We start from the raw sequence: 26,870 nt of genomic DNA, 5'->3' as shown, positions 1-26,870 counted from the left end.
TGGAATATATGACTATCAAAGTAGGTATCAACGGTTTTGGCCGTATCGGTCGCATTGTTTTCCGTGCTGCTCAGAAACGTTCTGACATCGAGATCGTTGCAATCAACGACCTGTTAGACGCAGAGTACATGGCTTACATGCTGAAGTATGACTCCACTCACGGTCGTTTCGACGGCACCGTTGAAGTGAAAGACGGTCATCTGGTCGTTAACGGTAAAAAAATCCGTGTTACCGCTGAACGTGACCCGGCTAACCTGAAGTGGGACGAAGTTGGTGTTGACGTTGTTGCTGAAGCAACCGGTATCTTCCTGACCGACGAAACCGCTCGTAAACACATCACCGCTGGCGCGAAAAAAGTCGTTCTGACTGGCCCGTCCAAAGACAACACCCCGATGTTCGTTCGCGGCGCTAACTTCGACACTTACGCTGGCCAGGACATCGTTTCCAACGCATCCTGCACCACCAACTGCCTGGCACCGCTGGCTAAAGTCATCAACGACAACTTCGGTATCGTTGAAGGCCTGATGACCACCGTCCACGCAACCACCGCTACTCAGAAAACCGTTGATGGCCCGTCTCACAAAGACTGGCGCGGCGGCCGCGGCGCAGCTCAGAACATCATCCCGTCCTCTACCGGCGCTGCTAAAGCAGTAGGTAAAGTACTGCCAGAACTGAACGGCAAACTGACCGGTATGGCGTTCCGCGTTCCGACTCCGAACGTATCCGTTGTTGACCTGACCGTTCGTCTGGAAAAAGCAGCGTCCTACGAAGAAATCAAGAAAGCTATCAAAGCCGCTTCTGAAGGCGCAATGAAAGGCGTTCTGGGTTACACCGAAGACGACGTTGTTTCTACCGACTTCAACGGCGAAGTTTGCACTTCCGTGTTCGATGCTAAAGCCGGTATCGCACTGAACGACAACTTCGTTAAACTGGTTTCCTGGTACGACAACGAAACTGGCTACTCCAACAAAGTTCTGGACCTGATTGCCCACATCTCCAAATAAGTTGAGATGAAAAAGTAATCTGTAAGAGCGACTTCGGTCGCTCTTTTTTTTGTCTGCAGAGATAGGATTGCACAATGATAAATAAAATTTTTGCTCTCCCGGTGAATGAAACCATTTCGCCCGTTATCTCCCGTCGCCAGCTGGACGACCTGGAGCTGATTGTCATCGACCATCCGCAGGTGAAAGCCTCTGTGGCGCTGCAGGGGGCGCACCTGCTCTCCTGGAAACCCGCCGGTGAAGAAGAAGTCCTGTGGCTGAGCAACAACACCCCATTTAAACAGGGCGTCGCCCTGCGCGGCGGCGTGCCGATTTGCTGGCCGTGGTTTGGCCCATCGGCGCAGCAGGGCCTGCCGTCGCACGGCTTTGCCCGCAACCTGCCGTGGACCCTGGAAGGGCATGATGAAGACGACAGCGGCGTGATGTTGACCTTTGCGCTGCAGAACAGCGCTGAAACCATGAAGCTGTGGCCGCATGAGTTCACCCTCTATGCCCGCTTCAAGCTGGGCAAGACCTGCGAAATCGAGCTGGAAGCCCACGGCGAATTCGAGACCACCTCTGCCCTGCACAGCTACTTCAACGTTGGCGATATCGCGGCGGTGAAAGTGAGCGGTCTTGGCGAGCGCTATATCGATAAAGTGAAGAACGCCGAAGAAGGCGTTCTGAACAACGGCGTGCAGACCTTCCCGGATCGTACCGACCGCGTCTATCTCGACGCCGAAGGCTGCAGCGTGATCCACGACGACGCGCTCAGCCGCACGATCGACGTGGTGCATCATCATCAGCACAACGTGGTGGCCTGGAACCCGGGCCCGGCGCTGTCCGTCAGCATGGGCGACATGCCGGACGATGGCTATAAAACCTTCGTTTGCGTCGAAACCTGCTGCGTGACCCAGCCGCAGAAAGCCAGTGAAGAGACCCCGTCTCGCCTGGCGCAAACCATCAGCGTGAAAAAACGCTAACCGCAAAAAGCCCCGTTTATCACGGGGCTTTTTCTCTTCTCCACCTGGATGCGCTGTGGGTTAAACCATATCCAACCGGGTTTTCCGCGGCGGCGGCGGATAGAGGCGATCCAGCTGCGCAAGCTCTTGCGGGCTGAGAACGATATCAAGCGCGGCGGCATTCTGCACCACATGCTCGATAGTCGCCGCTTTCGGGATCGCCAGCATTCCCGGATGACGAATCACCCAGGCCAGCAGCAGCTGCGCCACCGTCACGCCCCGCGCGTTAGCCATATTAATGATATCGGTATGCTGAAAAAGTCCATCGCGTAAGCGCCCCGCCTGCGCCAGCGGGCAATAGGCCATCACCGGCAGGGTGTGCTGCTGACACCAGGGCAGAAGATCGTATTCAATGCCCCGCGACGCGAGATGATAGAGCACCTGGTTGGTGGCGCAGCGTTCGCCGCCCGCCGTGCGCCACAGCGCCTGCATATCGTCGGTGTCCAGATTGGAGACGCCCCAACGGCGGATTTTGCCCTCGGCCACCAGCCTTTCCATCGCCTCGACCGTCTCCTGCAGGGGGATATCGCCCCGCCAGTGCAGGAGATACATATCCAGATAGTCGGTCTGCAGCCGGCGCAGACTGTTTTCACAGGCGCGGCGGATCGCCGCTCCGCCGGCGTGCCAGGGATAGACTTTAGAGACCAGCGTCACCCGGTCGCGCAGGCCGCGGATCGCCTGGCCCACTACCTCCTCCGCCCCGCCGTCGGCATACATCTCCGCGGAATCGATTACCGTCAGGCCATGGTCGATGCCCGCGCGCAGTGCAGCCACCTCCTGCTGACGCTGCGCCGCGTTCTCGCCCATATACCAAGTTCCCAGCCCGATGGCCGGAACTGCCGCCTGCTCGCCAAAGCATACTGTTTTTTTCACCATCGTCTCCTTCTTCGCGCCCTGCACCACCATAAAGCAAAACAGGGCACGAAGCCCTGTTTTGATGCATAAAGCGCACTGTAATAATGCACAATCAGAAGGTGTAGGTGATCCCGGTTGAGATCAGACCGCTCCAGGATTTGTCCACCATCGGGCTATCGGTGATTTCATCCGACAGACGCGTGTAGCGCGCAATACCGTATACGCTCCAGTCGCCGAGGAAGCGATAGTTGGCCGCTAGCTCCAGATACGGGTTCCAGCTGCTGTCCGGATCGTAGCTGCGCATCCCGCTGCGACGGGACTCATGCTGCGAGACGCCATAGTAGTATTCGTTCTGATTGTCGCTGTTCCACTCGACGCCAATGCCCGGCGTCAGCGTCAGGTTCCCGTTGGTGTAGCGGTACAGCCAAGCGAGATCCCAGTTGATGCCGTTGCTGTTATCCAGCGTATCGCCGGCAATCGTCGTGCGCAGGAAGCCATAGGGCGTGTTGTGGACATAAGAAAGACCGGCCATCACGGTCGATTTACGCTTATCCAGGCGACGCATTTGTTCGCTATCGCTGTCGCCCGGCTTGAAGTACATCGGCGACCAGTAGGCCGTTATCGACAGCTTATCGTTGGTGTCATTCCACAGGTAGTAACCCCCGCCCAGACCGTGGAACCAGAAGTTATCGCTCTCATAACTAATGACCGGCACCGGATAAACATCCGCATCATACTGCTTGTACGGATGCTCAACGATGCCGACGCCAGCCCCAAGCGTGAACTTCCCGTCGGCATGCGCCGCGCTGGCGGAGGTCGCAAACAGCACGCCGAGTGCCAGAAGTTTGATTTTAGTCACAATCCATATTCCCGTTGTCAAATAATCAGCCCGTGCAGTTTACCGTCGTAGGTCTCATGCCTCAAATTCTTTACCCGATATGACACAAATCGTTCACTTTCCCACCCTTCTCTTACCATCTGGTGACAGCCCGATGACAGCTTCACGTCCCGGCGAATCAAAAAGCGTCTTTTTCAGGATGAGTTATTGATATGTCATTGAAATTGATTTTCTGCTGCATGCAAGATTTCTAAATGCATCTACGCTTAAATTTAGAAGGTGTAATTGCAGGGCACATTCACGCTACCCCACCCGCAACCTGGCATAAGGGTTGCTGGATACCAGGAGAGCGATGTTCAGCTTATGTCTTCCGGGGGCCCCCACTATTCATATGAACGGCTCTCAACCTGTGCTAAAAAACGAAAGGACGGCATGCCATGAATATATTCGATCACTATCGCCAGCGCTATGAAGCTGCCAAGGACGAAGAGTTCACACTGCAGGAGTTTCTTACCATCTGCCGGCAAGATCGCAGTGCCTATGCCAATGCGGCAGAACGTCTGTTGATGGCCATTGGTGAACCCGTCATGGTTGATACGGCTCTCGAGCCGCGGCTATCCCGTCTCTTTTCAAACCGGGTCATCGCACGCTATCCGGCGTTTGAAGAGTTTTACGGTATGGAAGACGCCATTGAGCAGATCGTTTCCTACCTCAAGCATGCCGCCCAGGGGCTGGAAGAGAAGAAACAGATCCTCTATCTGCTGGGACCGGTGGGCGGTGGTAAATCATCGCTGGCTGAACGGCTGAAAGCCCTGATGCAGCGCGTGCCTATCTATGTGCTGAGCGCCAACGGCGAGCGCAGCCCGGTTAACGATCACCCGCTGTGCCTGTTCAATCCGCAGGAGGATGCGCAGATCCTTCAGAAAGAGTATGGCGTCCCTACCCGCTATCTCGGCACCATTATGTCGCCGTGGGCGGCCAAACGCCTGCATGAGTTTGGCGGCGATATCACGAAATTCCGCGTGGTCAAAGTCTGGCCATCGATTCTCGAGCAGGTCGCCATCGCCAAAACCGAACCGGGCGATGAGAACAACCAGGATATTTCGGCGCTGGTGGGTAAAGTGGATATCCGTAAGCTGGAACACTATGCGCAGAACGACCCGGACGCCTACGGCTACTCCGGTGCGCTGTGCCGCGCCAACCAGGGGATCATGGAGTTCGTCGAGATGTTTAAAGCGCCGATCAAGGTGCTGCATCCGCTGCTGACCGCGACCCAGGAGGGTAACTATAACGGGACCGAAGGGATCTCCGCCCTGCCGTTTAACGGGATCATCCTTGCCCACTCCAACGAATCGGAATGGGTGACCTTCCGTAATAACAAAAACAATGAGGCCTTCCTCGACCGCGTCTATATCGTCAAAGTGCCTTATTGCCTGCGGATCTCCGAAGAGATCCGTATCTATGAAAAACTGCTCAACAGCAGCGAACTGACGCATGCGCCATGCGCCCCGGGCACGCTGGAAACGCTGGCGCGCTTCTCGATTCTGTCGCGCCTGAAAGAGCCGGAAAACTCGAGCATCTACTCGAAAATGCGGGTCTATGACGGCGAGAGCCTGAAAGATACCGACCCGAAAGCGAAATCCTATCAGGAGTATCGCGACTATGCCGGGGTGGATGAAGGGATGAACGGGCTCTCCACCCGCTTTGCCTTTAAGATCCTCTCAAGGGTGTTTAACTTCGACCATGTTGAAGTGGCGGCCAACCCGGTGCATCTGTTCTATGTGCTGGAGCAGCAGATTGAGCGCGAACAGTTCCCGCAGGAGCAGGCCGAGCGCTATCTGGAGTTCCTCAAAGGCTATCTGATCCCGAAATACGCCGAGTTTATCGGCAAAGAGATCCAGACCGCTTATCTGGAATCCTACTCCGAGTACGGGCAGAACATTTTCGATCGCTATGTCACCTACGCTGACTTCTGGATCCAGGATCAGGAATATCGCGATCCGGACACCGGGCAGCTGTTTGACCGTGAATCGTTGAATGCCGAGCTGGAGAAAATTGAGAAGCCGGCCGGGATCAGCAACCCGAAAGACTTCCGTAATGAAATCGTCAACTTTGTGCTGCGCGCCAGAGCCAACAACAGCGGACGTAATCCGAACTGGACCAGCTATGAGAAACTGCGCACGGTTATTGAGAAGAAAATGTTCTCCAATACCGAAGAGCTGTTGCCGGTCATTTCGTTTAACGCCAAAACTTCAACCGATGAGCAGAAAAAACACGACGACTTTGTCGACCGCATGATGGAGAAAGGCTACACCCGCAAACAGGTTCGCCTGCTGTGCGAGTGGTACCTGCGGGTTCGTAAATCGTCCTGATGCGTCCAGCCCGGCGGTGCGCCGCCGGGCCAACTGCAGCTGAATGATGATAAGTAAAGTTGGCTAATGCAGTACAGGAGGGCATATGACCTGGTTCATAGACCGACGCCTGAACGGGAAAAACAAAAGCGCCGTCAATCGTCAGCGCTTTTTGCGCCGTTATAAGGCGCAAATTAAACAGTCGATCTCCGAGGCCATCAACAAGCGCTCGGTGACCGATATTGAGAGCGGAGAATCCGTCTCGATCCCGACGGACGATATCAACGAGCCGATGTTTCATCAGGGTCGCGGCGGGCTGCGCAACCGCGTCCACCCGGGCAACGACCATTTCGTGCAAAACGACCGCATCGAACGCCCGCAAGGGGGCGGCGGCGGCGGGGGCGGCGGTCAGGGGCAAGCCAGCGCCGATGGCGAAGGGAAGGATGAGTTTGTCTTCCAGATTTCGAAAGATGAGTACCTGGATCTGCTGTTTGAAGATCTCGCCCTGCCGAACCTGAAGAAAAATCAGCACCGGCAGCTGAACGAGTTTAAAACCCATCGCGCGGGCTTTACCTCTAACGGGGTGCCGGCCAACATCAGCGTGGTGCGATCGCTGCAGAACTCGCTGGCCCGCCGGACGGCGATGACCGCCGGCAAGCGCCGTGAACTGCGCGCCCTGGAGGAGGATCTGGAGACCATCAGCCGCAGCGAACCGGTGCAGCTGCTGGAGGAGGAGCGCCTGCGCAAAGAGATTGCCGAGCTGCGGGCTAAAATTGAACGGGTGCCGTTTATCGACACCTTTGACTTACGCTACAAAAATTACGAAAAACGGCCGGAGCCCTCCAGCCAGGCGGTAATGTTCTGCCTGATGGACGTCTCAGGCTCGATGGACCAGGCCACCAAAGACATGGCCAAGCGCTTTTATATCCTGCTGTATTTGTTCCTCAGCCGGACCTATAAAAACGTCGATGTGGTCTACATCCGCCACCATACTCAGGCGAAAGAGGTGGATGAACACGAGTTCTTCTACTCTCAGGAGACCGGCGGCACCATCGTCTCCAGCGCCCTGAAGCTGATGGATGAAGTGGTGCAGGCGCGTTATGACCCGGCGCAGTGGAACATCTACGCCGCCCAGGCGTCGGATGGTGACAACTGGGCCGACGACTCCCCGCTGTGCCACGAACTGCTGGCGAAGAAAATTCTGCCGGTGGTGCGTTATTACAGCTATATCGAAATTACCCGCCGGGCGCATCAGACCCTGTGGCGCGAGTATGAACACCTGCAGGCGACCTTTGATAATTTCGCCATGCAGCATATCCGCGACCAAGAGGATATCTACCCGGTATTCCGCGAACTGTTTCACAAACAATCGTCTAAAAGTGAGGCGTAGTGAAATACTCAGCCAGTGAGTCGAGTGACTTGCTGGCTATTTTCCTCAGACACAAGGCCCGATGGCACAGCCATACATCATGTAAAACGGAAACAACGGGGCCATGGCGACGGCGCCAAGCGAGCTAATCGTTTTGGTCTTATCATTGATTGATACCACAACGGGGTGCGCTAACTGGTAGGCGGCGGCCAGATCTGACGCGTCCGATGCCGTCCAAAACCCTGTCGCTTTAAACAACACCCCGAGGCGATCGTTATCAATCTGCACCGCATGATACTGATTCACCAGCTCGCTATGCTGCCCGGCATCCAGTTTGCGCTGATCCATCACCACCAGATATTCCGCCGTTACCTCATGTTGTTCCACGACAAAGTTAACCCGCACGCCGGAAGCCTGTTGGTGAAAGCGCTCATAAAAGGTCTTATAACGCTGATATTCCTCAGGCACACCGTCACGGACAAAGCGGTAACTGTATTTCGCTGAGCTGGCGACAATACCGGACTCTGTGGGTTTCACCGCCACAATGGTATCCCGAGGCGGCAAGTTTGGCGCGCTGGTACAGCCTGCGAGTATCGCCACTACGACCAGCGATAAGATATATTTCACCATTTTCAGCCGTTCCTGTTCGCGATTTTTTCTATGATATCTGGCGTTTTTTTTAACACTACAGGTACAAATTCCTCACCCTGTGTATCATAACTGCCTAATCTGCTTCAAACATTCGCGCGATCGTTAGCGTTGAACTGTTTCTACTCTCAGGAGCCTGCTATGACCCTTTTTTATCAACTGACGGCTACCCGCCTGCGCGGACAGCCCCTCTCCATGGCTGACTATGCTGGCAAGGTGGTTCTGGTGGTGAATACGGCCAGCCATTGTGGCTTCACGCCGCAATATGCTGGCCTTGAAGCGCTCTACAAAAAGTACGCGGCTCAGGGGCTGGTTGTGCTTGGGTTCCCCTGCAACCAGTTTGGCAAGCAGGAACCCGGCGGTGCGGATGAAATCGAGCAGACCTGTCACGTTAACTACGGCGTGAGCTTCCCGATGTTTGAGAAAGTGGACGTCAACGGCCCCGCCGCGCATCCGCTGTTTCGTTATTTGAAACAAGCGTTGCCCGGCGTGCTCGGCGGACGGATCAAGTGGAATTTCACCAAGTTCCTCATCGGTCGCGACGGCACTCCCCTCACGCGTTTTGCGCCGTTCACGACGCCGGAGAAAATGGAAGCCGCCATTGTTGCCGCACTCAAAGGCTAAGTGTTCCTGTCATACCACGCTCACCCAACGGTGGCTGGCTGCCCATGCAAGGTAGAGGTCGATCTCACGCGGCCAGCAACCGTCTGTGGTTGGCCTAACTTCCGCCTGCCCGACACGCAGCCTACAGCGGCGACACGGCCTCAACCTCATGCTGAAACACGTAGGGGTCGGAGAGCAGTTCGAATACTTCGTCGTCCGGATAGGTGACCGCGACGTGATAGTCTTCGCCTGCGAAGGCTTTGACCGCCGCGAGATCCTGCCAGTAGGTGGCGAGAAAGAAATGCGCCCATTCGCCCTGGTTTTCCCGGCGCACCAGCGCGCCCCTGTTGCCGGGGATACCCCGGGCGTGTTCCACGCCGGTCAGCTCAAGGTGCTTTGCAAACCCCTCGGCATGTTGCAATGGCACACAGCCGTGCCAGGTCCTGACAATCATTTGCGTTCTCCTGTAGTAATCAACCTCTCACCCTAACATCGACAGGCATTTTTGGGGGAGCGCAACAAGGCGGCGCTGGCAACAACGCAAAATTATTTTGCCGGACGGGGATATCCCCTCACTCTGCAGTATTTTCGACTGCGGCGCAGCATTGGGCCGAATATTGCGCGGTGAGTATGACTGTTAGCGGGCGCGGAAAAAATCGTGGCTCGTCAGCCCCGGGGGGTCTTATCGATACACGCCCAAGCCGCGTCCCTTCAGGGCATCGCCAGCCGCTCTTGATGATCCGCAAAGAGAGCGATGAGATGGTCGGCGAGAACCCGCACGCGTCTTGACCCGGCCAGGTCGGAATGCATCACCAGCCAGAGGGTCTGATCCGCGCCGATCTCCGGCTGCAGGCATTGCAGGCCGCTGGCCCGCGCCATAAAGTGCGGCAGGACGCCCAGGCCGAGGCCCGCGGATACCGCGGAAACCTGGGCCACGAGCGTATTGGCTTCGACTTTACACGGCCGGCCGCGCAGGGTGCGCGTGATCCATTGGGCGGCCGGCAGGTGCTGGTGAGTTTCCGGCCACCCCACTAAGTCCGCCTCGCTCAGCGACAGGCTGTCCGCGCCGGCCAGATAGCCGGCGGTGCCATAGACGCCAAACCCCACCGTCCCCAGACGCTTTAACGTCAGATGCCCGGCCTCAGGCTTGACCATGCGGATCGCCAGATCGGCATCCCGACGGTGCAGGTTCACCGGCTGCACGCCGCTCAGCACCTCCACCCGCAGCTCGGGATATTGGTCCAGGAGCCCTTTCAGGGAGGGCAGAATAAAATGCGTGGCCAGGTTGTCCGCGGTGGCCAGGCGGACAACCCCGGCGACATGCCCCTGCAGTTGCGCCGCTTCGCCGAACGCCAGGCCTGCGTATTCCAGCGCCTCAGCCCGCGCGAGCAGGGATTCGCCATCGTCGGTCAGGCGATAGCCGCTCTGATGGCGGCTGAAGAGCGGAACGTTCAACGCCTGCTCCAGCCGATCCAGCCGGCGGGAGACCGTGGCAATCCCCATGTTCATCTTGTCGGCGGCGCCGCTCAGCGTTCCCGCCCGGGCGATGGCGAGGAATATGCGCGCATCATCCCAGTTAAATTCTGCGGTCATCTATTTTCCATTTACGGAAAACAACTCTCCGTTTTCCGCTCTTTTTTATCAGTTTTGCAGGGATGATACTGCACACCACTCGCGGAGACAACCAGGCCATCCGGTCGCCTGCGCTCTCCTCACCTGAACGTCCGCGCACCGCGCGGAACGCTCCTTTCCTAAGGATACGCCTGATATGAAAGAGATTGCTTTACCCCTCCACCCGGCGCCGGCGCGCGTCTGGATAGCCGTCGTTGCGCTCGGGCTCTGCGCCTTTTCGATCGTCACCAACGAACTGGCGCCGGTGGGCATGCTCAGCGCCCTGGCGGCGGATTTTCACCAGACGGAATCCGGCATGGGCCTCGCCGTCACCGCCTATGGCTGGGTGGGCGCCCTGGCGGCTCTGCTTTCCGGCGCGATGCCGGCGCGTATTTCCCGCAAGGCGCTGCTGGTCGGGCTGATGCTGATCCTGGCGCTTTCCTGCCTCGCCGCAACCCGGTCTTATTCGATGTTCGCCCTGATGAGCGCCCGCATGATTGGCGCCCTGGCGCATGGCGCCTTCTGGGCCTTAATTGGCATCGTCGCCGCGCAGCTGGTACCGCCGCACCGGCTGGGGCTGGCCACGGCGATCATTTTTGGCGGCGTGTCGGCGGCAAGCGTAGTGGGGGTACCCCTGGCGAGCTTTATCGCCACCCTGGCGGGCTGGCGACACGCGTTTATGGCGATGGCCTTGCTGTCACTGGCCGCCGCTGCGGCGCTGTGCTCAACGCTGCCCCCGCTGGCCGCCCCTGCCTCCGTCAGGCTGCGTGTTTATCGCGATATTTTCCGCAATCCGCTGCTCGGTGGCCTGTATGGCGCCACGGCCTGCATCATTACCGCACACTTTGCCGCCTTCACCTACATTGAACCGCTGCTGATAAATCTGCAGGGAGTCCCGGCGACCGCCCTCTCCGGCCTGCTGCTGCTGTCAGGGGTTTCCGGGCTGCTGGGTAACGTTATCGCCGGTAAGCTTATCGATCGTCATCTGAAGGGGCTGATTTTCGCTGCGCTGCTGCTGAGCGGGGGCGCGCTGGCGATCCTTGGCGCCGCCCGTCTTGCGCCACTGCCGTTCTGTTTTAGCGGGCTACTGTTAGCCCTGTGGGGCGCCGGCATCGCGATTGTGTTCGTCGGCTTACAGACCTGGCTGCTGCGCAGCGCGGGCGCGGTCGCCCAGCCGGCGTCAGCCATTTACGTGGCCATTTTTAATGCCGCCATCGGCACCGGGGCGCTTGTCGGCGGCCAGCTGATCGCCTCAGCTGGCCTGTCGGGAATGGTGTGGCTGGCGGCGGGGATCATGGTGGGCAGTACGCTGCTGATCGCCCTGCTGAAAGCGCCCTCGGCCCGCTAAACGCTGCCCTGTAAAACCGCGTTTTCACGGTCCAGAGTGAAGATCTGCCACACGACGCGGGTCGCGCTCAAGGTAAAAATGGCCGTCGCCAGCGTATTTTCCTCATCCGGATCGTCGGGAGACAGCCGGTAAATCGGTAACAGCGGATCCTGCTGGTCGGAGAGCATCGCTTTCGCTGTCACGCCATCCAGCGGCGGGTTCGTCGCCAGCCACGCGTCCAGGCGCCGCTGGCGCGAAGCGGAGCTCCCGGTCACGATCTGTTCAATGGCCGCAAGCTGGGGATGGATCAGATGGTTGGCATGCCCGCCGGTGGTGGACAACTCGAGCACCGAGCTGCCGGAGCCGGTGGCTTCCACGCTAAACAGACGGCTATCGCCCATCTGGCCCAGGGTGTGGTGAAACGCGCCCGCGCGCGGCGTGGCGCTCAGCAAAGTGACGGCTTCCTCTAAGGTGGCGGCGTTCAGCGATGCGCGGGCCACAATCTGGCGCGGCATGCCGTCCGGACGATGCACGGCGCGAATATTGTTGACCGTATTGACTATCCCCTTCTCATTCACCGCGAAGGTGTGCCCGCACAGGGAGCCGGGATAGGCAAAGCTGGTGAAGGCGAGGCCCACCTCCGGGGTTACGCTGACGATGGCGCACTCTTCACGCAGCTGCGGGAAGCCGTCTTCATTGTGCGCAATGATCAACGCGCCCTCCGGGCTTCTCCCCGCCAGGGTGGTGCAGCCATCTGACGTCGAACGTACCAGATCGCCGCGACAGTTCCAGGCGAACACCTCATCCACCGGCGCCTGCAGCCCCTCCGCCATGCCCTCCAGCTCCTGCCAAATCAGCGGGAACTGCGCCTGCACTGCTGCGCGCATGCGCTGGGTCTGTTCCGCCGTTTTCAGGGCGGTTACGGTTTGCCACAACGCCGTTTGCCTGATTTTAGTATGCCAGGCCTCACGACCAAACGCGCCAAGCTGCTGACCGACCGCATAGGCGGAACCACGGATTGCGATTGTTTTCATATTGTCATCATTCACTTATGTTCAGGATACGTGTTGCAAAAACTCTTGCAGTCGCGGATTGCTGCTGGCCGTGAGCAGCGCCTCAGGTGAACCATCTTCGGCGATAGTGCCGCCATCAATAAAGATCAACCGGGAAGCCACCTCTCTGGCAAAGCCAATCTCATGGGTCACAATCACCATCGTCATGCCCTCTTCGGCCAGGGATCGCATGACCTTTAACACCTCATGCCGCAGTTCGGGATCGAGGGCGGATGTTGGCTCATCAAATAACATCATTTTGGGTTTCACCGCCAGGGCGCGCGCTATCGCCACGCGCTGCTGCTGACCGCCCGAGAGCTCTGCCGGATAGTGGTTGGCGCGTTCACGCAGCCCCACACGGTCCAGCAACGCCAGCGCCTGCTCCCGCGCCGCGGCCTTGCTCTGCTTGCGCACGCGAAGCGGACCGAACATGACATTCTCCAGGGCGGTCAGATGCGGAAACAAATGAAACTGTTGAAACACCATACCGGCTTCGCGGCGAATATCACACTCATTCGCATGCGGATCCGTAATGTGCATGCCCGCCACCAGCAGCGTGCCCGAAGAGATCGCCTCCAGCTTGTTAATGCAGCGCAACAGGGTCGATTTTCCCGAGCCGGAAGGACCGATGATCACCACCACCTCGCCCGCTTCAATCTTTAAATTGATATCGTGCAGCACCTGAGTGGCGCCGAAGTTTTTCGCTACCGCGCTAAATTCAACCATGCTCATAAAATATGGATCCTTTTCTCAAGTTGTTTCAGCAGGAAGCTCAGGCACAATGTTAAAAACAGATAAATCATCGCCACCGCCGTCCACACCTCCAGCGCCCGAAAATTGCCGGCAATAATCTCTTGTCCCTGACGGGTTAATTCTGCCACGCCAATGACAATAAACAGCGAGGTATCTTTAATACTGATAATCCACTGATTGCCTAATGCCGGGATCATCCGCCGAAAAGCCAACGGCATAATGACATGCCACAGGGTGCTGCGCGGCGATAATCCCATCGCCAGGCTGGCTTCTTTAAATCCTTTATTAATCGACAGAATCGCGCCCCGGGTGATCTCCGCTATATAAGCCCCGGAGTTAATCACAATGGTGATAATGGCGGCGGGAACCGGGTCAATACGCACTGGCAACACCATCGGCAGGGCGAAGTAGATAAACATCACCTGCACCATAATTGGCGTCCCGCGGATGACTTCCACAAACACCAGCGATACCGTTTTGGATATTGTTCCGCCTAATGCGCGGCAGGTCCCGGCCAGCAAGCCAATGATTAATCCACCTAATAAACCTGATAACGAAATAATCAGCGTCAGCTGCAAACCTTGCATCAGCAGCGGTAATGCATCCCAAATATAGCGACTGTCAAAATTCATGCTTCTACCCGTAAAGAAAATATAAGGTCGGATCGCTCCGACCTGGCAGGGTTATTTCGGCTGTTTAGCAAACCACTTTACGTAAATCTTGTCGTAGGTGCCATCGGCGCGCAGGGCCTGCAGGGCCTGGTTGACTTTTGGCGTCAGGCTGCTGTTTTTCTGCATCGCAAAGCCATACTGCTGTGGCAGAATGCTGTCCGTCTCACCTGTGGATTTGACCTTGCCGTTACCCGCCGTCTTCACGTAGTAAAGGACATTCGGTGAATCATGAACCACGGCATCGAGATTACCGGCCTGCAGGTCAAGGTAGGCGTTATCGATATTCGGGAACTCGATATAATTCGCTTTATATTTGCTTTTCATAAAGCTGGCTGCCGCCGTCCCCTGCTTAAGGCCGACTTTTTTCCCGGTCAAATCGCTGAATTTAACAATGGAGTTGTCGGTACTTTTCACGGCCATGAGCAGGTCGGCATTATAATATCCTTCGCTGAAGTCTACGACCTGCTTGCGCGCATCGGTAATCGTTATTCCCGCCATCGCCACATCCAGATTACGCGACTGCAGACCGGGGATCAGGCCGCCGAAATCCATCGGCCTTAATTCGTAGCTGATATGCATTTTCTTCGCAATCGCGTCCCACAGATCGATATCAAAGCCGACATATTTATCGCCTTGTTTAAATTCAAATGGAACAAAGGCAGTATCGACACCCACCGTTATTTTATCTTCTGCTGCTGTCACAAAACTGACTGAACAAATAACTAATGCCAGCGTCAGCTTTAATTTCTTAAATAATCCACTCATAATTACCCTCAGCGTCAGTGAAATAGCCTACAACGAACGTCATCCTGCGAAATATCTCGCCGGAAGAATTAATAATAAGAGCTGATATGCCGGGCGCAGTTTTATGCGCCCGAATAAAATCGATAACTTATTCAGAAAACAGAGAGTCAGAGGTATCCGGTACTGGCGTTTGCGCGCTGTTCATCACCATGGAGAGAAAACTGTAATAACCGTTTATTCCAATCAGATCCACCACGCCCTTCTCGCCCCATAACTCAATGGCTTGTTGCCAGGTCTCATCGCTGACCTTTTGCTGTTGATGCAGCTGCTGACAGAAGTCATAGATCGCCTGCTCATCGGGCCGCAGATCCGCGGGCCGGCGCCTTTCCTTAATCGCCTGCACCGCCGCGGCAGAGATCCCTTTCTCGCGGGCTATCGGCGCATGGATCGCCCACTCTACCGGCTGCGACCAGTGCCGCGCGGTCAGCAAAATCGCCAGTTCAGAAAGACGCTGGCCCAGCGCGCTGCGATAGCGCAGGTACTCCCCCATACGCTGGGCATGGGCCATCAGCTCGGGACTACGCAGCAGCGGCTCAAAAGGCGGCAGTAAGGCGCCGCGCGGTCCGTTGATGATCTCTTCCGCTAACTGACGCTGCCGATCGTCCCATTCCTGTTCCGCCAGGGGCGGTAAACGATTGATCATAATTTCCCCGTCTCTTCGCGGATCACACAGTCCAGGGTATCGACCACAAAATCGAGCTGCGCTGGGGTGATGATAAACGGCGGTGCAATCAGGATGTGGTCGCCAGACTGGCCATCGATCGTGCCGCCCATGGGATAGACCATCAGTCCACGCGCCATACAGTTTGCTTTGATCGCAGCGTGCAGCTTCAGGGCAGGATCGAATGGCGTTTTGTCGTCTTTATCGCGCACCAGTTCGACCCCCGCAAACAGGCCGCGTCCGCGCGTATCACCGACATGGGGTAACTCCCCCAGCACCTCGCGCAGCGCCTTGTGCAGATAGGCGCCCTGCTGTTTGACGGCGTCCAGTAAATTATCGCGCGCGATCACCTGCTGCACCGCCAGGGCTGCCGACGCGGCGGTGGCATGACAAATGTAAGTGTGACCGTGCTGGAACAACCCGCTGCCCGCCTTCAGCGCGGAGACGATGGTCTCACTCGCCAGTACCGCCCCAATCGGCTGATAGCCTCCGCCGAGTCCCTTGGCGATGGTCACTAAATCGGGCACCACGTCGTCCTGTTCAAACGCATGCAGCGTCCCGGTCCGCCCCATACCGCACATCACCTCATCCGCGATGTACAGGATGCCGTATTTGTCGCACAGGCGGCGGACCCCTTGCAGATAGCCCGGCGTCGGCGGCGTGGCTCCCGTCGTCGCTCCCACCACGGTTTCCGCACAGAAACCGATGATCGTTTCCGGGCCGGCCTCAAGGATGGCTTGCTCCAGCTCATTGAGCAGACGTTCGGTATACTGTTGCTGGGTCTCGTCAGCCCGGCGATCGCGGTACTCATTGCAGGCGGAGACGCGGATAACATCCATTAATAAGGGGGCAAACTGGCGACGGCGCCATTCGTTACCGCCCACCGCCAGCGCGCCCAGCGTATTGCCATGATAGCTCTGTTGACGGGCGATAAAGCGGGTGCGCGATGGCTGGCCGATCTCCACAAAGTACTGCCGCGCCATCTTCAGCGCCGTCTCTACCGCCTCAGAACCGCCCGAGACAAAGTAGGCGTAGTTAAGCTCGCCGGGCGCCGTGCGGGTGAGATGTTCGGCAAGCTGCTCGACGGCATCGCTGGTGAAAAAGCTGGTATGCGCATAGGCCAGCCGATCGATCTGGCGGTGCATCGCCGCCAGCACATCAGGATGCGCGTGTCCGAGGCAGGAAACCGCCGCCCCGCCACAGGCATCAAGATACGGTTTTCCCTGGGCATCAAAGATATAGGCCCCTTGCGCACGTGAGGCCACCATCGGCGTGCTACGCAGGCTGCGGTGAATGACATGACTCATACTGGGTTCTGCTCCTGAATCCGCTACATTAATTGAGCGTATCTTGCAGGATCCATTTGGATCACGTCAACGAATTAAAGATATAAATGCATCCATTATACTTATAACTGATACATTTGAATCATTTATCAGGACTTACCGGGGATCACGTAGGCGCCAGACTCAATGAGATAGCGTTCGGCACTTTCAATTTTACTCACCGCCTCCCGGCCGTGGCGCACCACCAGCATCGCCAGCAGACACTCCGCCAGCCCCATGCCGGAGACCACGGAAGGAAAAAATGACGGACTGTCGATGGAGAACAGCAGCGTGCAGTCTGCCGCCTGCGCTAAGGGGGAAACCGGCGAGTCGGTAATGGCGAGGATCTTCGCCCCGGCCTGCCGGGCTGCCCGTAAAACATCCAGTGATTCGCGTGAATAGGGCGCAAAGCTGGTGAGTAAGACGCAGTCCCGGGCGGTCAGTTCGCGGGTAAAGACTTCGATATTGCTGGCCAGGCCATCGATTAACGATACCTGGCGGTTGAACAGTCGATAGACATAAAATAGCGACCACGCGATCGGAAAGCTGGCGCGGAATCCGCAGATATAGACATTCTCCGCGCTATCGAGCAAGGTCACCGCCTGCTCCATCTGCTGGGCATTTTCGTTTTGCGTAAAGGTCAGGTTCGCCTGATGCGCCTGAAATACCTCTTTATACAGCTGCGTTTGCGTCCCGCGGGCCATCATTTTTTCCGCTTTTGATACGTATGTATCATTGCGCAGCCCCAGGTCGTCAATGAAATCGCTTTTTAGCTCGCTCCAGCCGCGGTAGCCCAGCCGCTGCGCCAGACGCAGCAGCGTTGCCGGTTTTACCCCGGCTTCCGCCGCGAAGGCGCGCATGGATAACACCACCAGCTGACTGGCATTTTGCAGTGAGAACTCGGCGGCGCGTTGCAGCTCGGGCGACAACCCGCCGAATTCATTAATGATTTTTTCCCTGAGATTCATGGCAGCCACTGACTGGTTTTAAGTGAAAGCTATCTAATCATATTTGAGATCAAGACTCTATAGGCTGGCATAACACCCGGGGGCCATCCTTTGCGGTTCTGAGCATGACTAACCGCCGTGCCCGTCATCTCTCCAGCCAGTCGATAAAAAACGCCATAAACGCCGATACCTGAGGGGGCTGCAGCTTTCGCTGGGGAAAGACAAACTGCAGCCCAACCTCCTTGCGGTCTAACCGACTGAAACCGGTGAAGCGGTCGGCAAACAGCACCTGAAGCCGCCCCTCCTCGACATCCCTCTTCACATCCCACCATGATTTACCGGCGATCCCCGCCCCGCTGAGCGCCCACTGCCGCAGCAGTGCCCCATCGTCGCAGACCATCGCCGGCGTCACCCGGATGACCTGCTCTTTTCCCGCGTCCTCAAAGCGCCACTCGTTCATCACCACGCCGTGCCGCTCCAGCGCCAGGCAGCGATGATGATGCAGCGCCTCGGGCGAAGCAGGCGTTCCACGGGCGGCAAGGTAATCCGTCGAGGCCACCAGCACCCGATGGTTAGGACGAATGTGGCGGATGGCCAGGCTACTGTCCGGCAGGTTACCGACGCGAATGCTCATATCCAGCCGGTTGGCGACCAGATCCTCCACGCGCTCGCCTAAGTAGACGGAAAAGGTCACTTCCGGGTGACGGCGGGTAAAGTCGACGATGGCCGGGCTAAGGTATTGTCGGCCAAAGTCGGAGGGGGCGGAAAGGCGAATATCGCCGCTCAGGACCCCCTCTTTTTGCGTCAGCAACGACTCGGCGTGGCGCGCCTCCTCCAGCACGCGCCGCGCGGCATGATAAAAATCTTCCCCCGCGTTGGTCAGAGTGATAGCCCGCGTGGAACGATGGAACAGGCGGGTCTGATAACGCTCTTCCATCGCCTTCAGGCGGGCCGTCATGGTGGCCGGCGAGAGCGACAACCGTCTGCCGGCGGCGGAGAGTCCCCCCGCCTCGGCGACGGCCACCAGCAGCGCCATATCTTCCAGTTTGCCCATTTTTCGCATTTCCCGAAAAGTGAATCTGTTTTTCGTCTAATTATCAAAATCAGATCCCGACTGTAAAGTGATTTCCATTCCACTCGCAAGGGACACCATTATGAACACGCTCTCACTTTTTGATCGTCATCGCATCGGTACGCTGCCGCTGAAAAACCGCATCGTCATGGCCCCCATGACCCGGGCGCGCGCCCTGCAGCCGGGAAATATCCCCTCCGCGCTGATGGCGGAGTATTACCGCCAGCGCGCCAGCGCGGGGTTGATCGTCACGGAAGCGACGCAAATCTCTCCTGAGGGACAGGGGTACTCCTGGACGCCCGGCCTGCATTCCGCAGACCAGATTGCCGGCTGGCAGTTGACGACCCGGGCCGTACACCAGGCCGGCGGCGTTATTTTTTCTCAGCTCTGGCACGTGGGACGCATGTCGCACGCCCGTTTTCATGCGGATGGTCAACCCGTGGCCCCCTCGGCGCTGGCGCCGGACGCCCAGGTCTGGGTGGTGGATGAGCAGGGCCGGGGCCAGATGGTGGACTGCCCACCGCCGCGGGCGCTCTCCCGGTCGGATATCCAGCGTATTGTCGCCGATTACCGCCAGGCGGCGCGCAATGCGATCGCGGCGGGGTTTGACGGCGTGGAGGTGCACGGCGGCAATGGCTATCTGATCGACCAGTTCCTGCGGCGTACCGCCAACCAGCGCACCGATGAGTACGGCGGTAGCCTGAACAACCGGATCCGTTTTGCCCAGGAGGTGCTGACCGCCATCGGCGACGCTATCGGCCGCGAGCGGACGGGCATCCGCCTTTCCCCCTTCATTACCCAGCGCGGGATGAACGATCCGCAGGTGATCGACGCCATCCTTGCCCTGGCGGCCTGGTGCGAACAGCAGGGTATCGCCTTTATCCATCTGGCGGAGGCGGACTGGGACGATGCGCCAGCCGTTCCCCGGCACTTCCGCGACACGCTGCGCGCAACCTTCAGCGGTACGCTGATCGTGGCCGGCAATTACGATCAGCAGAAGGCGGAGCGTATTCTTGGCGCCGGTCTCGCCGACCTGGTGGCTTTCGGCCGGCCGTTTATTGCCAATCCCGACCTGCCGCAGCGGCTTCAGCACCGCTGGCCGCTGGCGACCGTCAGCGATCCCGGCACGCTGTTTGGCGGAACGGCGGCGGGCTATACCGACTATCCCTTCTATACGGAGCATAAAGAGTGAAATTGATCGACAAAATGTTACCTGCCGGGCGTGGTGTCGCTGTTGCCCGCACGCTGGCCAGGCGCGGCCTCACGCGCCGTCGCTGCGCCACCGCGCTGCTGCTTGCCGGAATGTCCGGCTCCGCGTACGCACTGCTGAAGCCGGCACAACTCATCGCTGACGGCAGCCTTCCCGCTGCCACACGCGCCGCCAATGAATATGTCGCCAGGCAATACGCCACGTTCTGGAATACCGGCGATGACGCGCTGGCCCGGGCGGCACTGGCGGAGAACTTTATCGATAAAACGCCCCCGGAAGGGCGCCGACAGGGGCCGGAAGGAGCGATCCTCGCCTCCAGAGCGTTTCGCCAGGCGGTGCCGGATTTACGCTGTGATGTCGAACAAATGATCGTGGCCGGTGACCGGGTGGTCTCACACTTACATTTTCATGGCCACTTTACCGGGACCTTCGGCACCCGGCAGGGGAAGGGACAAAATATCGATTTTATCGCCACCGATATCTATCAGATCAGCGGTGGTAAAATTACCGCCAACTGGCATATTGAAGATAACCTGACGCTGATGAAACAGCTGGGCGCGCAATAAGCTGCCCACCCGGACGATGAGTAAGCGATCGGCAAAACCACGAGCCGCCCCGGTCTCCGCCAGGGCGGCTCGCCTGGCGACAGACTGTGCTTAAATTTGCGCCATTCCACCGTCGACATAGATCTCTGCGGCGTTAATAAAGCTCGACTCATTCGACGCTAAAAACACCACCGTCCGACCAATCTCCTCCGGCTCGCCCAGCCGTCCGAGCGGTACGCTGGCGGCCAGAGCATCGAACAGGCCCTGACGGTCCGCCTCCGCCACCAGTCCTCCCAGACCCGGGGTACGCACCGGCCCCGGGCTGACGACATTGATGCGGATCCCGCGGTCGTTCATCTCCAGCGCCCAGGAGCGCGCCAGGCTGCGTACCGCAGCTTTACTGGCGCTATAGATGCTGAAGTTAGCCGTCCCTTTGACCGCCGCCGTAGAGCCGGTCAAAATCACCGAGGCGCCGTCGGTGAGCAGCGGCAGCGCTTTCTGCACGGTGAACACCACCCCGCGCACGTTGGTGGCGAAAATCCGCTCGACGTGCGCTTCGGTGATGGCGCTGAGCGGCAGCATATCCCCGCCGCCAGCATTGGCGAACAGCACATCCAGGCGGCCGGACTCGTCGGCAATCGTCGCAAATACCGCGTCAAGGTCGCTTAACACGGCGGCGTCGGCGCGGATCCCGCGGGCGGCGGGCCCGATGAATCTTACCGCCGCATCCAGCTCCTCCTGTCGGCGGCCGGTGATATACACCTTCGCGCCCTGCTCCGCCAGCGCTTTCGCCGACGCCAGGCCAATCCCGGTGCTGCCGCCGGTCACTAACGCCACTTTATCCGCAAGTTTTTTGCTCATGGTGCATTTCCTTGGTTAGAGTATAAACAGGCCAGGCTCGCGAAAGCGCCCCGCCGGGTATGGAAAGCACTGTAATCGCCTCAGAGAGGCGGAAAAATGGCCTAATCTGAAAAACACTTTTCCCCTCCGTGGATAATGACGTCCAATAACCAGGATCACGCCCATAATGGACCGGTTTTCAGCCCTCAAAGCCTTCACCCGCGTTGTCGAAGCCGGCAGCTTTACCCGCGCCGCGGACTCGCTGGATATGCCCAACGCCACGCTCAGCAAAACCATCAAGCAACTGGAAGCGCACCTGGGGGTTTCCCTCCTGCAGCGCACCACCCGGCGTATTACCGTAACGCCGGAAGGACGGGAGTACTATGAAAAAGCTCGCTGCCTGCTGGAAGACCTGGAAGAGATCGACGCCTCCTTCAATACCGCCCACAATAAGCCGAAGGGCCATCTGCGGATCGCCATCGGCGGGTCGACCGCGCGCGATGTGCTGATCCCGATGCTGGCGGACTTTATGACCTCCTGGCCGGATATCCATATTGATTTGCAGGTGGCCGATAAACCCGCGGACCTCATCAGCGGCAATATTGACTGCGCCATCCGCGGCGGGCCGATGGAAGACTCGACGCTGATCGCCCGTAAAATCGGCGAGGCGACGCTGGTCACCTGCGCCACCCCGGGCTATCTTCAGCGCTACGGTACGCCCGCCTCGCCGGATGAACTGAACCATGGCCACCGGCTCATCAGCTACCTGTCGCCGGCCAGCGGCAGAGCGTTTCCGTTTCGCTTTACGCGTCACGGCGTCAGTACCGAGCTCAAGACAGAGCCCCATCTCGGCATCAATGAGAGCAACGCGCATATTGCCGCCGTCGAGGCGGGCTTAGGCATTGTGCAGACCTTTACCTATTCGCTAAGACCGGCGCTGGCAAGCGGCAAACTGGTGGAGATCCTCAGCGCCTGGCGCCCGGCCCCCTATCCCTTTCACGTCGTCTATGCCCGGCACCGGCACGTCCCGCCCCGGCTCCGCGTCTTTATTGACTGGCTGGCGGCGGTTTTTCCGGACGCGGTGCAGGGATAGCGCGCGTTATCTGACGCGGAGCAGGTCGTCGTATCGCGTGGTGTAGCGCGGCGATAGCATCTCTCGCTTCATCTGCCACTGCTGCTGGATCCCCTGGCCGGCAAAATAGAGCGCCCCCCTGCCGTTTTTCGCATTCAGCTGGTCGAGCACCTGCATCAGCCTGGCGCTGTTCTGCCGCGGGGCAAGCTCGTCGAACAGGTTCAGCTGGGCGACGCCCTGGCAGTAGAAATCGCCGAGCATCACCCCGGCCTTCTGATAGCGGTGCCCCGCTTTCCAGATGGCGTCCAGGCAGCTTGTCGCCGCGACGATAATATCCCGGGAATCCTGCGTCGGCGTCAGCAGCTTCAGCGAGGCGCTGTTGCCGTAATAGGGTTCATTCAGCGCGAAGGGGCTGGTTTTGACAAAGGTGGAGACAAACCGGCAGTACTGATGCTCACCGCGCAGCTTTTCTGCTGCCCGCGCGGCATAGCTGCAGATCGCCTGGCGCATATCCTCATAGGCCGTAATGCGATCCCCGAACGAGCGGCTGCAGATAATTTCCTGCTTCGCGGGGGCAAACTCCTCCAGCGCCAGGCAAGGCTCGCCGCGCAGCTCCCGTACCGTTCGCTCGAGCACCACCGTGAAGTGCTTGCGGATAAAGCGGATATCGCTCTCCGCCAGCTGGAGTACCGTGCCGATCCCCATCGCCTCGAGCTTTTTGCCGATCCGCCGCCCGATGCCCCAGACCTCACTCACCGGCAGCAGCGCCATCAGCTTTCGCTGCCGCTGCGGGCAAGATAAATCCACTACCCCGCCCGTCTGCCGCTGCCACTGTTTCGCCGCGTGGTTGGCCAGCTTCGCCAGGGTTTTGGTCGGGGCGATCCCGACGCCCAACGTCAGATGGGTGCGCTGCTGCACCGTGGCGCGGATTTCCCGGCCAAAGTCAGTCAGATCTCTGCAGTGGCGCACGCCGCTGACATCGCAAAAGGCTTCATCGATACTGTAAATTTCGCAGCGCGGGGCGAGCTCTTCCAGGGTGGACATCACCCGGCTGGACATGTCGGCGTACAGCTCATAGTTGCTGCTGAACGCCACGACGCCGTGGCGAAGAAACGCCGCCTTCTGCTTAAAGTAGGGTTCGCCCATTTTCACAAACGGCTTCGCCTCCGCCGAGCGGGCGATCACGCAGCCATCGTTGTTCGACAGCACCACTACCGGCCGCCCCTTCAGGTCTGGCCGGAAGGCGGTCTGGCAGCTCGCATAGAAGGCGTTCACATCACAGTGCGCGAACATGATCAGCCCGCCGCCTTGATGATGTAGGTCACCACGCCGAAAATATCGAGCGTCTCCTCGCGGCCGACCACGATGGGCGAATAGGCCGGGTTCATCGGGTTAAGCTGCACCCGCGGCAAAAGCTGCAGCTTTTTTACGGTAAACTCGCCGCCGACGGCGGCAATCACGATATCGCCATGCTCCGCTTTGCGCGCGCTGTCCACCACCAGCAGATCGCCTTCGTCAATGCCGGCGTCGATCATGCTGTCGCCAGCGGCTTTGACAAAATAGGTCGCGCTGGGATGCTGCACCAGCAGCTCGTTGAGGTCGATTCGCTTCTCGACATAGTCCTGAGCCGGGCTGGGAAAGCCGCACTGCACCAGGTCGGCAAAAAAGGGAAAGGAGACAATCTGACGTAGCTCAACCGGCGTGTAAAAGTTCATTTTTCAACCCACCATATAATACTGAATATATATACAGTAGTTTTGCCGGTTTTGCCGGTCAATATCGGCTCCAGCTATCAATCGCCAGCACTGAAATAACTCCTTGATGTCACTGAAGGTCACCGTCGTCGGTGGCGAACCGTTTGCTGCTTTTGCGCGCAGCCCGTCTCCCGCGCGAGGTGGCGGATGCGCAGCGCCGCGGCAATCGCTTGACACTGTACATTAATACAGTAAAACTATCGCCCGCGATCAGCATACAGAGGACAGAAGATGTTTGTGGAACTGATTTATGACAAGCGCAATTTTGCCGGGCTGCCGGGCGCCAGAGAGACCATTCTTAACGAGCTGACCAAACGCATGCAGCGCATTTTTCCGGAGGCGGAAGTGCGGGTGAAGCCGATGATGACGCTCCCGGCGATCAACACCGACGCCAGCAAGCATGAAAAAGAGCTGATCAGCCGCACGGTGCAGGAGATGTTTGAAGAAGCGGATATGTGGCTCACTGAAGAGTGATGCCGCCCGTCGTTGGCGGCGCCCCCCTCTTTAAGAGCTTTCCCGGATGTGGCAGAGCCACGGGCAACAGTACAATAGCGGCGGTTGCAGACTGGCAATGCAACCTTCGCTCACCTGCTGGCTCTTGCATACGGCCAGCAGGTGAGCCTCCCCTCATCGCCTCACAGCGTCTCCGGCAGCGCCGCCATTATCCGATCCACCAGCTCGCGATGCTGATGCACCTTCCCGCATTTAACGATAACCTGCCTGGCGTTGTCATAGCCCGGCGCCCACAGACGGTTGTTGAGCAGAACGTCCTTGTAGACCGCGATCAGCGGTTTGTTCCACGCCGCCGCCATGTGCACCACCGAGGTGTCCGGGGAGATAATCAGCTCCGCCTGGGCAATCAGCGCCATCGCATGGTGCAACGTGTTAAATGGATTAACCACCACCTCCGGCGGCAGCGGGATGCGGATCTCGCGCCGGTGATCGAGCAGAATCACCGCGATCCCCGGATGGCGAGCCAGCAGCTTGTCGAGGAGTTCGGCCAGCTGCGTCTGGGAGAGACTCCGGTCGGCATGGCCGGCAAAAATATTAATCACTACCGCTTTTCCGCTCAGCGACGCCAGATACTGCGCCACCTCCTGCATAATCGGCCCGGGGATCGCCAGGTCGTAAGCATCCAGCCCGCAGGTGTCCAGTTTGAGATAGTCGGCGATCAACTCGAACGTTTTCGTCACGTGCCAGCGCTGGCAGTCAAAATCAAATGAGTGGGAGTAGTGCTTAATCGACGGCCATTTATTAAACCCGAGCACCGATTTCGCTTTTATTTGTCGGAAAAGCCGTAGACGATGCACGGGAATATCGAACAGCGAAGGGTCAATAATAATATCGTACTTATTATTAGCCAGTTCATTAATAACGTCGCGGGGAACGTTATGATTAAATTTTCGCAAAAAATCGGCGGACGTGACCGGGTCAGCTTCATAAATATGGCGGATCCGCGGGTTATAACGCATCACCTGGCTATTAGAGGTCGTCAGCAGGAAATCAACGATATAGCCTGACTGATGCAGGCATTTCACCAGCGCGGAATCCACTACCACATCGCCGACCGCCCCCTCATTGCGCATGAGTAAGACGGTTTTCGCGGACGACAAATCCACCGGCTGACGGCGTCGGCGATCCCAGAGCGCTTTCGCCACTCCCACCCGCAGGGCATTACGTACTTTCTTAGTAAAGTAATTTCGCCGTCTGTTGAGCTCCCTTATTTTATTAAACTTCTTGCGTGGGGAACCCTGCATGGTTGCATCGTGCATCATCCTAACCTCATTACGGCAATCATTAATATTCTGTGTCGTCCGATAAAGACTGAGCGAAATAAAAAAAGTTCGATTGAAAATGAAAATCATTCTTTTTTTTATTTACAAAACTCATCCAGCCCTGCGGGATTGCAACACAGCACTGTGAAGCAATAATGAGTGAATAGTGAATTTCCCGGCCCACCGTTGGCAGGCCGGCGCAACAGCGCTAAGCTGGCTGCTTTATGCTGTCAGGAGGACGCTATGCTTGAAGCAGTAGAAGGTAATATCCACCAGCGACTGTGCGCGCTGCTCGACGAACACCAGGCGCGCTACCGGGTGATGGCGCACGACGCGGTCGGCCAGTGCGAAGCCGTCTCGGCGATCCGCGGCACCGCGCTTGGCCAGGGCGCGAAAGCGTTAGTCTGTAAAGTAAAAGGAAACGGCGTCAACCAGCATGTGCTGGCGATCCTCGCCGCCGATCAGCAGGCCGACCTCGCCAGCCTGGCCCGGCATATCGGCGGCAGCAAAGCCTCGCTGGCCAGCCCGGCGGAAGTGGAGGCGCTCACCGCCTGCGTGTTCGGCGCCATTCCCCCCTTCAGCTTCCATCCGGCGCTGCGCCTGGTGGCCGACCCGCTGCTGTTTGAGCGCTTTCCACAAATCGCCTTTAACGCCGGGCGCCTGGACCGGTCGATCATTCTCGATACCGAAGACTATTTACATATCGCCCGGCCGGAGATCGCGACCTTTCGCCGTCTTAGCTAACCGGGCATCGGCCCTGATTTCCGCCGCATGGCGCAAAAATC

At 58.3% G+C, this 26,870-nt stretch carries 29 protein-coding genes and 1 pseudogene; 13 read left to right on the top strand and 17 right to left on the bottom strand.

What is annotated here, in order from left to right; genetic code table 11:
- Positions 1–8: 8 nt before the first annotated feature.
- Positions 9–1,004 carry a glyceraldehyde-3-phosphate dehydrogenase gene (gene gapA / locus ACOI7Z_RS06650; protein ID WP_004203784.1) on the top strand — a complete coding sequence of 332 codons (996 nt, stop codon included), beginning with the start codon at positions 9–11 and terminating at the stop codon, positions 1,002–1,004.
- Positions 1,005–1,078: 74 nt separating this feature from the next.
- Positions 1,079–1,963, top strand: a complete 885-nt coding sequence (locus ACOI7Z_RS06645) for a D-hexose-6-phosphate mutarotase (RefSeq protein WP_023289274.1) — start codon at positions 1,079–1,081, stop codon at positions 1,961–1,963.
- A gap of 60 nt (positions 1,964–2,023) precedes the next feature.
- On the opposite strand, the gene ACOI7Z_RS06640 is transcribed toward ACOI7Z_RS06645, so the two are convergent.
- The gene (locus ACOI7Z_RS06640) at positions 2,024–2,878 is read right to left on the bottom strand and encodes an aldo/keto reductase (RefSeq protein WP_087848722.1); all 855 of its coding nucleotides are present in this window, start codon (positions 2,876–2,878) and stop codon (positions 2,024–2,026) included.
- A 91-nt stretch (positions 2,879–2,969) separates the two neighbouring features.
- A complete protein-coding gene (locus ACOI7Z_RS06635) occupies positions 2,970–3,716 on the bottom strand; it encodes a MipA/OmpV family protein (protein ID WP_087848721.1) in 747 nt (248 codons plus the stop codon).
- 416 nt (positions 3,717–4,132) lie between these two features.
- Between ACOI7Z_RS06635 and yeaG the strand changes: the two genes are divergently transcribed.
- The gene (gene yeaG, locus ACOI7Z_RS06630; RefSeq protein ID WP_004203779.1) at positions 4,133–6,067 is read left to right on the top strand and encodes a protein kinase YeaG; all 1,935 of its coding nucleotides are present in this window, start codon (positions 4,133–4,135) and stop codon (positions 6,065–6,067) included.
- Positions 6,068–6,152: 85 nt separating this feature from the next.
- Positions 6,153–7,436 (top strand): YeaH/YhbH family protein, encoded by a 1,284-nt coding sequence (locus tag ACOI7Z_RS06625; protein ID WP_012968476.1) that lies wholly within the window; start codon positions 6,153–6,155, stop codon positions 7,434–7,436.
- Positions 7,437–7,481: 45 nt separating this feature from the next.
- On the opposite strand, the gene ACOI7Z_RS06620 is transcribed toward ACOI7Z_RS06625, so the two are convergent.
- Positions 7,482–8,045 (bottom strand): hypothetical protein, encoded by a 564-nt coding sequence (locus tag ACOI7Z_RS06620; protein ID WP_087848720.1) that lies wholly within the window; start codon positions 8,043–8,045, stop codon positions 7,482–7,484.
- Between the two features lie 159 nt (positions 8,046–8,204).
- Between ACOI7Z_RS06620 and ACOI7Z_RS06615 the strand changes: the two genes are divergently transcribed.
- On the top strand, positions 8,205–8,687 hold the full coding sequence (locus ACOI7Z_RS06615) for a glutathione peroxidase (RefSeq protein WP_420702085.1): 483 nt from the start codon (positions 8,205–8,207) through the stop codon (positions 8,685–8,687).
- 121 nt (positions 8,688–8,808) lie between these two features.
- Here ACOI7Z_RS06615 and ACOI7Z_RS06610 read toward each other — a convergent pair whose 3' ends face one another.
- On the bottom strand, positions 8,809–9,120 hold the full coding sequence (locus ACOI7Z_RS06610; RefSeq protein ID WP_032452501.1) for a hypothetical protein: 312 nt from the start codon (positions 9,118–9,120) through the stop codon (positions 8,809–8,811).
- A 91-nt stretch (positions 9,121–9,211) separates the two neighbouring features.
- Here ACOI7Z_RS06610 and ACOI7Z_RS06605 point away from each other — a divergent pair, with 91 nt between their 5' ends.
- Positions 9,212–9,307 (top strand): hypothetical protein, encoded by a 96-nt coding sequence (locus ACOI7Z_RS06605; RefSeq protein WP_224222709.1) that lies wholly within the window; start codon positions 9,212–9,214, stop codon positions 9,305–9,307.
- Positions 9,308–9,377: 70 nt separating this feature from the next.
- Here the strand turns inward: ACOI7Z_RS06605 and ACOI7Z_RS06600 are convergent, their stop codons facing one another.
- Positions 9,378–10,259 carry a LysR family transcriptional regulator gene (locus ACOI7Z_RS06600; RefSeq protein WP_087848718.1) on the bottom strand — a complete coding sequence of 294 codons (882 nt, stop codon included), beginning with the start codon at positions 10,257–10,259 and terminating at the stop codon, positions 9,378–9,380.
- A gap of 175 nt (positions 10,260–10,434) precedes the next feature.
- On the opposite strand from ACOI7Z_RS06600, the gene ACOI7Z_RS06595 reads away from it, so the two are divergent.
- Complete coding sequence (locus tag ACOI7Z_RS06595) at positions 10,435–11,625, top strand: MFS transporter (protein ID WP_087848717.1); 1,191 nt, start codon at positions 10,435–10,437, stop codon at positions 11,623–11,625.
- On the opposite strand, the gene ACOI7Z_RS06590 is transcribed toward ACOI7Z_RS06595, so the two are convergent.
- The 8 genes from ACOI7Z_RS06590 to ACOI7Z_RS06555 form a co-directional block, all read right to left on the bottom strand.
- Positions 11,622–12,638, bottom strand: coding sequence for a C45 family autoproteolytic acyltransferase/hydolase (locus tag ACOI7Z_RS06590; RefSeq protein WP_065882973.1), 1,017 nt, complete (start codon positions 12,636–12,638; stop codon positions 11,622–11,624). The genes ACOI7Z_RS06595 and ACOI7Z_RS06590 overlap by 4 nt on opposite strands.
- A 21-nt stretch (positions 12,639–12,659) precedes the next feature.
- Positions 12,660–13,382, bottom strand: a complete 723-nt coding sequence (gene glnQ / locus ACOI7Z_RS06585; protein WP_032429131.1) for a glutamine ABC transporter ATP-binding protein GlnQ — start codon at positions 13,380–13,382, stop codon at positions 12,660–12,662.
- 2 nt (positions 13,383–13,384) lie between these two features.
- Positions 13,385–14,041, bottom strand: a complete 657-nt coding sequence (glnP, locus tag ACOI7Z_RS06580) for a glutamine ABC transporter permease GlnP (RefSeq protein ID WP_023289264.1) — start codon at positions 14,039–14,041, stop codon at positions 13,385–13,387.
- A gap of 51 nt (positions 14,042–14,092) precedes the next feature.
- Positions 14,093–14,845 (bottom strand): glutamine ABC transporter substrate-binding protein GlnH, encoded by a 753-nt coding sequence (glnH, locus tag ACOI7Z_RS06575; protein WP_086076168.1) that lies wholly within the window; start codon positions 14,843–14,845, stop codon positions 14,093–14,095.
- 127 nt (positions 14,846–14,972) lie between these two features.
- Complete coding sequence (locus tag ACOI7Z_RS06570; RefSeq protein ID WP_023289262.1) at positions 14,973–15,527, bottom strand: carboxymuconolactone decarboxylase family protein; 555 nt, start codon at positions 15,525–15,527, stop codon at positions 14,973–14,975.
- Positions 15,524–16,852 carry an aspartate aminotransferase family protein gene (locus tag ACOI7Z_RS06565; RefSeq protein WP_087848716.1) on the bottom strand — a complete coding sequence of 443 codons (1,329 nt, stop codon included), beginning with the start codon at positions 16,850–16,852 and terminating at the stop codon, positions 15,524–15,526. The genes ACOI7Z_RS06570 and ACOI7Z_RS06565 overlap by 4 nt, the downstream gene beginning before the upstream one ends.
- 128 nt (positions 16,853–16,980) lie before the next feature.
- Entirely contained in the window at positions 16,981–17,838 is an 858-nt protein-coding gene (locus ACOI7Z_RS06560) for a MurR/RpiR family transcriptional regulator (RefSeq protein ID WP_064154862.1), read from the bottom strand.
- Between the two features lie 124 nt (positions 17,839–17,962).
- Entirely contained in the window at positions 17,963–18,871 is a 909-nt protein-coding gene (locus ACOI7Z_RS06555) for a LysR family transcriptional regulator (RefSeq protein ID WP_087848715.1), read from the bottom strand.
- Between the two features lie 100 nt (positions 18,872–18,971).
- Between ACOI7Z_RS06555 and ACOI7Z_RS06550 the strand changes: the two genes are divergently transcribed.
- Complete coding sequence (locus ACOI7Z_RS06550; RefSeq protein WP_032452495.1) at positions 18,972–20,081, top strand: alkene reductase; 1,110 nt, start codon at positions 18,972–18,974, stop codon at positions 20,079–20,081.
- On the top strand, positions 20,078–20,665 hold the full coding sequence (locus tag ACOI7Z_RS06545; protein WP_170927809.1) for an ester cyclase: 588 nt from the start codon (positions 20,078–20,080) through the stop codon (positions 20,663–20,665). Before ACOI7Z_RS06550 ends, ACOI7Z_RS06545 begins: the two co-directional genes overlap by 4 nt.
- 90 nt (positions 20,666–20,755) lie before the next feature.
- Here the strand turns inward: ACOI7Z_RS06545 and ACOI7Z_RS06540 are convergent, their stop codons facing one another.
- On the bottom strand, positions 20,756–21,505 hold the full coding sequence (locus ACOI7Z_RS06540; protein ID WP_087848714.1) for an SDR family oxidoreductase: 750 nt from the start codon (positions 21,503–21,505) through the stop codon (positions 20,756–20,758).
- 166 nt (positions 21,506–21,671) lie between these two features.
- Between ACOI7Z_RS06540 and ACOI7Z_RS06535 the strand changes: the two genes are divergently transcribed.
- Positions 21,672–22,577, top strand: a complete 906-nt coding sequence (locus ACOI7Z_RS06535; RefSeq protein WP_065882969.1) for a LysR family transcriptional regulator — start codon at positions 21,672–21,674, stop codon at positions 22,575–22,577.
- A 6-nt stretch (positions 22,578–22,583) separates the two neighbouring features.
- Here the strand turns inward: ACOI7Z_RS06535 and ACOI7Z_RS06530 are convergent, their stop codons facing one another.
- Positions 22,584–23,849 (bottom strand): Y-family DNA polymerase, encoded by a 1,266-nt coding sequence (locus ACOI7Z_RS06530; protein ID WP_087848713.1) that lies wholly within the window; start codon positions 23,847–23,849, stop codon positions 22,584–22,586.
- Positions 23,850–23,851: 2 nt separating this feature from the next.
- On the bottom strand, positions 23,852–24,271 hold the full coding sequence (locus ACOI7Z_RS06525) for a translesion error-prone DNA polymerase V autoproteolytic subunit (protein WP_032452491.1): 420 nt from the start codon (positions 24,269–24,271) through the stop codon (positions 23,852–23,854).
- 270 nt (positions 24,272–24,541) lie between these two features.
- Here ACOI7Z_RS06525 and ACOI7Z_RS06520 point away from each other — a divergent pair, with 270 nt between their 5' ends.
- On the top strand, positions 24,542–24,784 hold the full coding sequence (locus ACOI7Z_RS06520; RefSeq protein WP_004203750.1) for a DinI family protein: 243 nt from the start codon (positions 24,542–24,544) through the stop codon (positions 24,782–24,784).
- Positions 24,785–24,945: 161 nt separating this feature from the next.
- Here the strand turns inward: ACOI7Z_RS06520 and ACOI7Z_RS06515 are convergent, their stop codons facing one another.
- On the bottom strand, positions 24,946–26,082 hold the full coding sequence (locus ACOI7Z_RS06515) for a glycosyltransferase family 9 protein (RefSeq protein WP_072096653.1): 1,137 nt from the start codon (positions 26,080–26,082) through the stop codon (positions 24,946–24,948).
- Between ACOI7Z_RS06515 and ACOI7Z_RS06510 the strand changes: the two are divergent.
- Positions 26,077–26,233 (top strand): annotated as a pseudogene (locus ACOI7Z_RS06510) (hypothetical protein). The gene ACOI7Z_RS06515 and the pseudogene ACOI7Z_RS06510 sit on opposite strands and share 6 nt — an antisense overlap.
- Before the next feature lie 95 nt (positions 26,234–26,328).
- Positions 26,329–26,829, top strand: a complete 501-nt coding sequence (locus tag ACOI7Z_RS06505; protein WP_023289251.1) for a YbaK/prolyl-tRNA synthetase associated domain-containing protein — start codon at positions 26,329–26,331, stop codon at positions 26,827–26,829.
- The last annotated feature ends 41 nt before the right edge of the window (positions 26,830–26,870 follow it).

Source organism: Klebsiella sp. C283 (genome assembly GCF_048822555.1).
Classification (GTDB): Bacteria; Pseudomonadota; Gammaproteobacteria; order Enterobacterales; family Enterobacteriaceae; genus Klebsiella; species Klebsiella quasipneumoniae.
Note: the sequence above shows the minus strand (reverse complement) of the source record. Positions and strands in the feature narration are given on the sequence as shown.

What these genes read in the sequence shown, in the direction of transcription:
- ACOI7Z_RS06645 (WP_023289274.1), top strand. Translation starts at nt 1,079, where the DNA reads ATGATAAATAAAATTTTTGCTCTCCCGGTGAATGAAACCATTTCGCCC.
- ACOI7Z_RS06550 (WP_032452495.1), top strand. Translation starts at nt 18,972, where the DNA reads ATGAACACGCTCTCACTTTTTGATCGTCATCGCATCGGTACGCTGCCG.
- ACOI7Z_RS06530 (WP_087848713.1), bottom strand. Translation starts at nt 23,849, where the DNA reads ATGTTCGCGCACTGTGATGTGAACGCCTTCTATGCGAGCTGCCAGACC.
- yeaG (WP_004203779.1), top strand. Translation starts at nt 4,133, where the DNA reads ATGAATATATTCGATCACTATCGCCAGCGCTATGAAGCTGCCAAGGAC.
- ACOI7Z_RS06520 (WP_004203750.1), top strand. Translation starts at nt 24,542, where the DNA reads ATGTTTGTGGAACTGATTTATGACAAGCGCAATTTTGCCGGGCTGCCG.
- glnP (WP_023289264.1), bottom strand. Translation starts at nt 14,041, where the DNA reads ATGAATTTTGACAGTCGCTATATTTGGGATGCATTACCGCTGCTGATG.
- ACOI7Z_RS06535 (WP_065882969.1), top strand. Translation starts at nt 21,672, where the DNA reads ATGGACCGGTTTTCAGCCCTCAAAGCCTTCACCCGCGTTGTCGAAGCC.
- ACOI7Z_RS06590 (WP_065882973.1), bottom strand. Translation starts at nt 12,638, where the DNA reads ATGAAAACAATCGCAATCCGTGGTTCCGCCTATGCGGTCGGTCAGCAG.
- ACOI7Z_RS06570 (WP_023289262.1), bottom strand. Translation starts at nt 15,527, where the DNA reads ATGATCAATCGTTTACCGCCCCTGGCGGAACAGGAATGGGACGATCGG.
- ACOI7Z_RS06615 (WP_420702085.1), top strand. Translation starts at nt 8,205, where the DNA reads ATGACCCTTTTTTATCAACTGACGGCTACCCGCCTGCGCGGACAGCCC.
- ACOI7Z_RS06505 (WP_023289251.1), top strand. Translation starts at nt 26,329, where the DNA reads ATGCTTGAAGCAGTAGAAGGTAATATCCACCAGCGACTGTGCGCGCTG.
- ACOI7Z_RS06595 (WP_087848717.1), top strand. Translation starts at nt 10,435, where the DNA reads ATGAAAGAGATTGCTTTACCCCTCCACCCGGCGCCGGCGCGCGTCTGG.
- ACOI7Z_RS06525 (WP_032452491.1), bottom strand. Translation starts at nt 24,271, where the DNA reads ATGAACTTTTACACGCCGGTTGAGCTACGTCAGATTGTCTCCTTTCCC.
- gapA (WP_004203784.1), top strand. Translation starts at nt 9, where the DNA reads ATGACTATCAAAGTAGGTATCAACGGTTTTGGCCGTATCGGTCGCATT.
- ACOI7Z_RS06555 (WP_087848715.1), bottom strand. Translation starts at nt 18,871, where the DNA reads ATGGGCAAACTGGAAGATATGGCGCTGCTGGTGGCCGTCGCCGAGGCG.
- ACOI7Z_RS06540 (WP_087848714.1), bottom strand. Translation starts at nt 21,505, where the DNA reads ATGAGCAAAAAACTTGCGGATAAAGTGGCGTTAGTGACCGGCGGCAGC.
- ACOI7Z_RS06560 (WP_064154862.1), bottom strand. Translation starts at nt 17,838, where the DNA reads ATGAATCTCAGGGAAAAAATCATTAATGAATTCGGCGGGTTGTCGCCC.
- ACOI7Z_RS06620 (WP_087848720.1), bottom strand. Translation starts at nt 8,045, where the DNA reads ATGGTGAAATATATCTTATCGCTGGTCGTAGTGGCGATACTCGCAGGC.
- ACOI7Z_RS06565 (WP_087848716.1), bottom strand. Translation starts at nt 16,852, where the DNA reads ATGAGTCATGTCATTCACCGCAGCCTGCGTAGCACGCCGATGGTGGCC.
- ACOI7Z_RS06625 (WP_012968476.1), top strand. Translation starts at nt 6,153, where the DNA reads ATGACCTGGTTCATAGACCGACGCCTGAACGGGAAAAACAAAAGCGCC.
- ACOI7Z_RS06600 (WP_087848718.1), bottom strand. Translation starts at nt 10,259, where the DNA reads ATGACCGCAGAATTTAACTGGGATGATGCGCGCATATTCCTCGCCATC.
- ACOI7Z_RS06640 (WP_087848722.1), bottom strand. Translation starts at nt 2,878, where the DNA reads ATGGTGAAAAAAACAGTATGCTTTGGCGAGCAGGCGGCAGTTCCGGCC.
- ACOI7Z_RS06515 (WP_072096653.1), bottom strand. Translation starts at nt 26,082, where the DNA reads ATGCACGATGCAACCATGCAGGGTTCCCCACGCAAGAAGTTTAATAAA.
- glnH (WP_086076168.1), bottom strand. Translation starts at nt 14,845, where the DNA reads ATGAGTGGATTATTTAAGAAATTAAAGCTGACGCTGGCATTAGTTATT.
- ACOI7Z_RS06610 (WP_032452501.1), bottom strand. Translation starts at nt 9,120, where the DNA reads ATGATTGTCAGGACCTGGCACGGCTGTGTGCCATTGCAACATGCCGAG.
- glnQ (WP_032429131.1), bottom strand. Translation starts at nt 13,382, where the DNA reads ATGGTTGAATTTAGCGCGGTAGCGAAAAACTTCGGCGCCACTCAGGTG.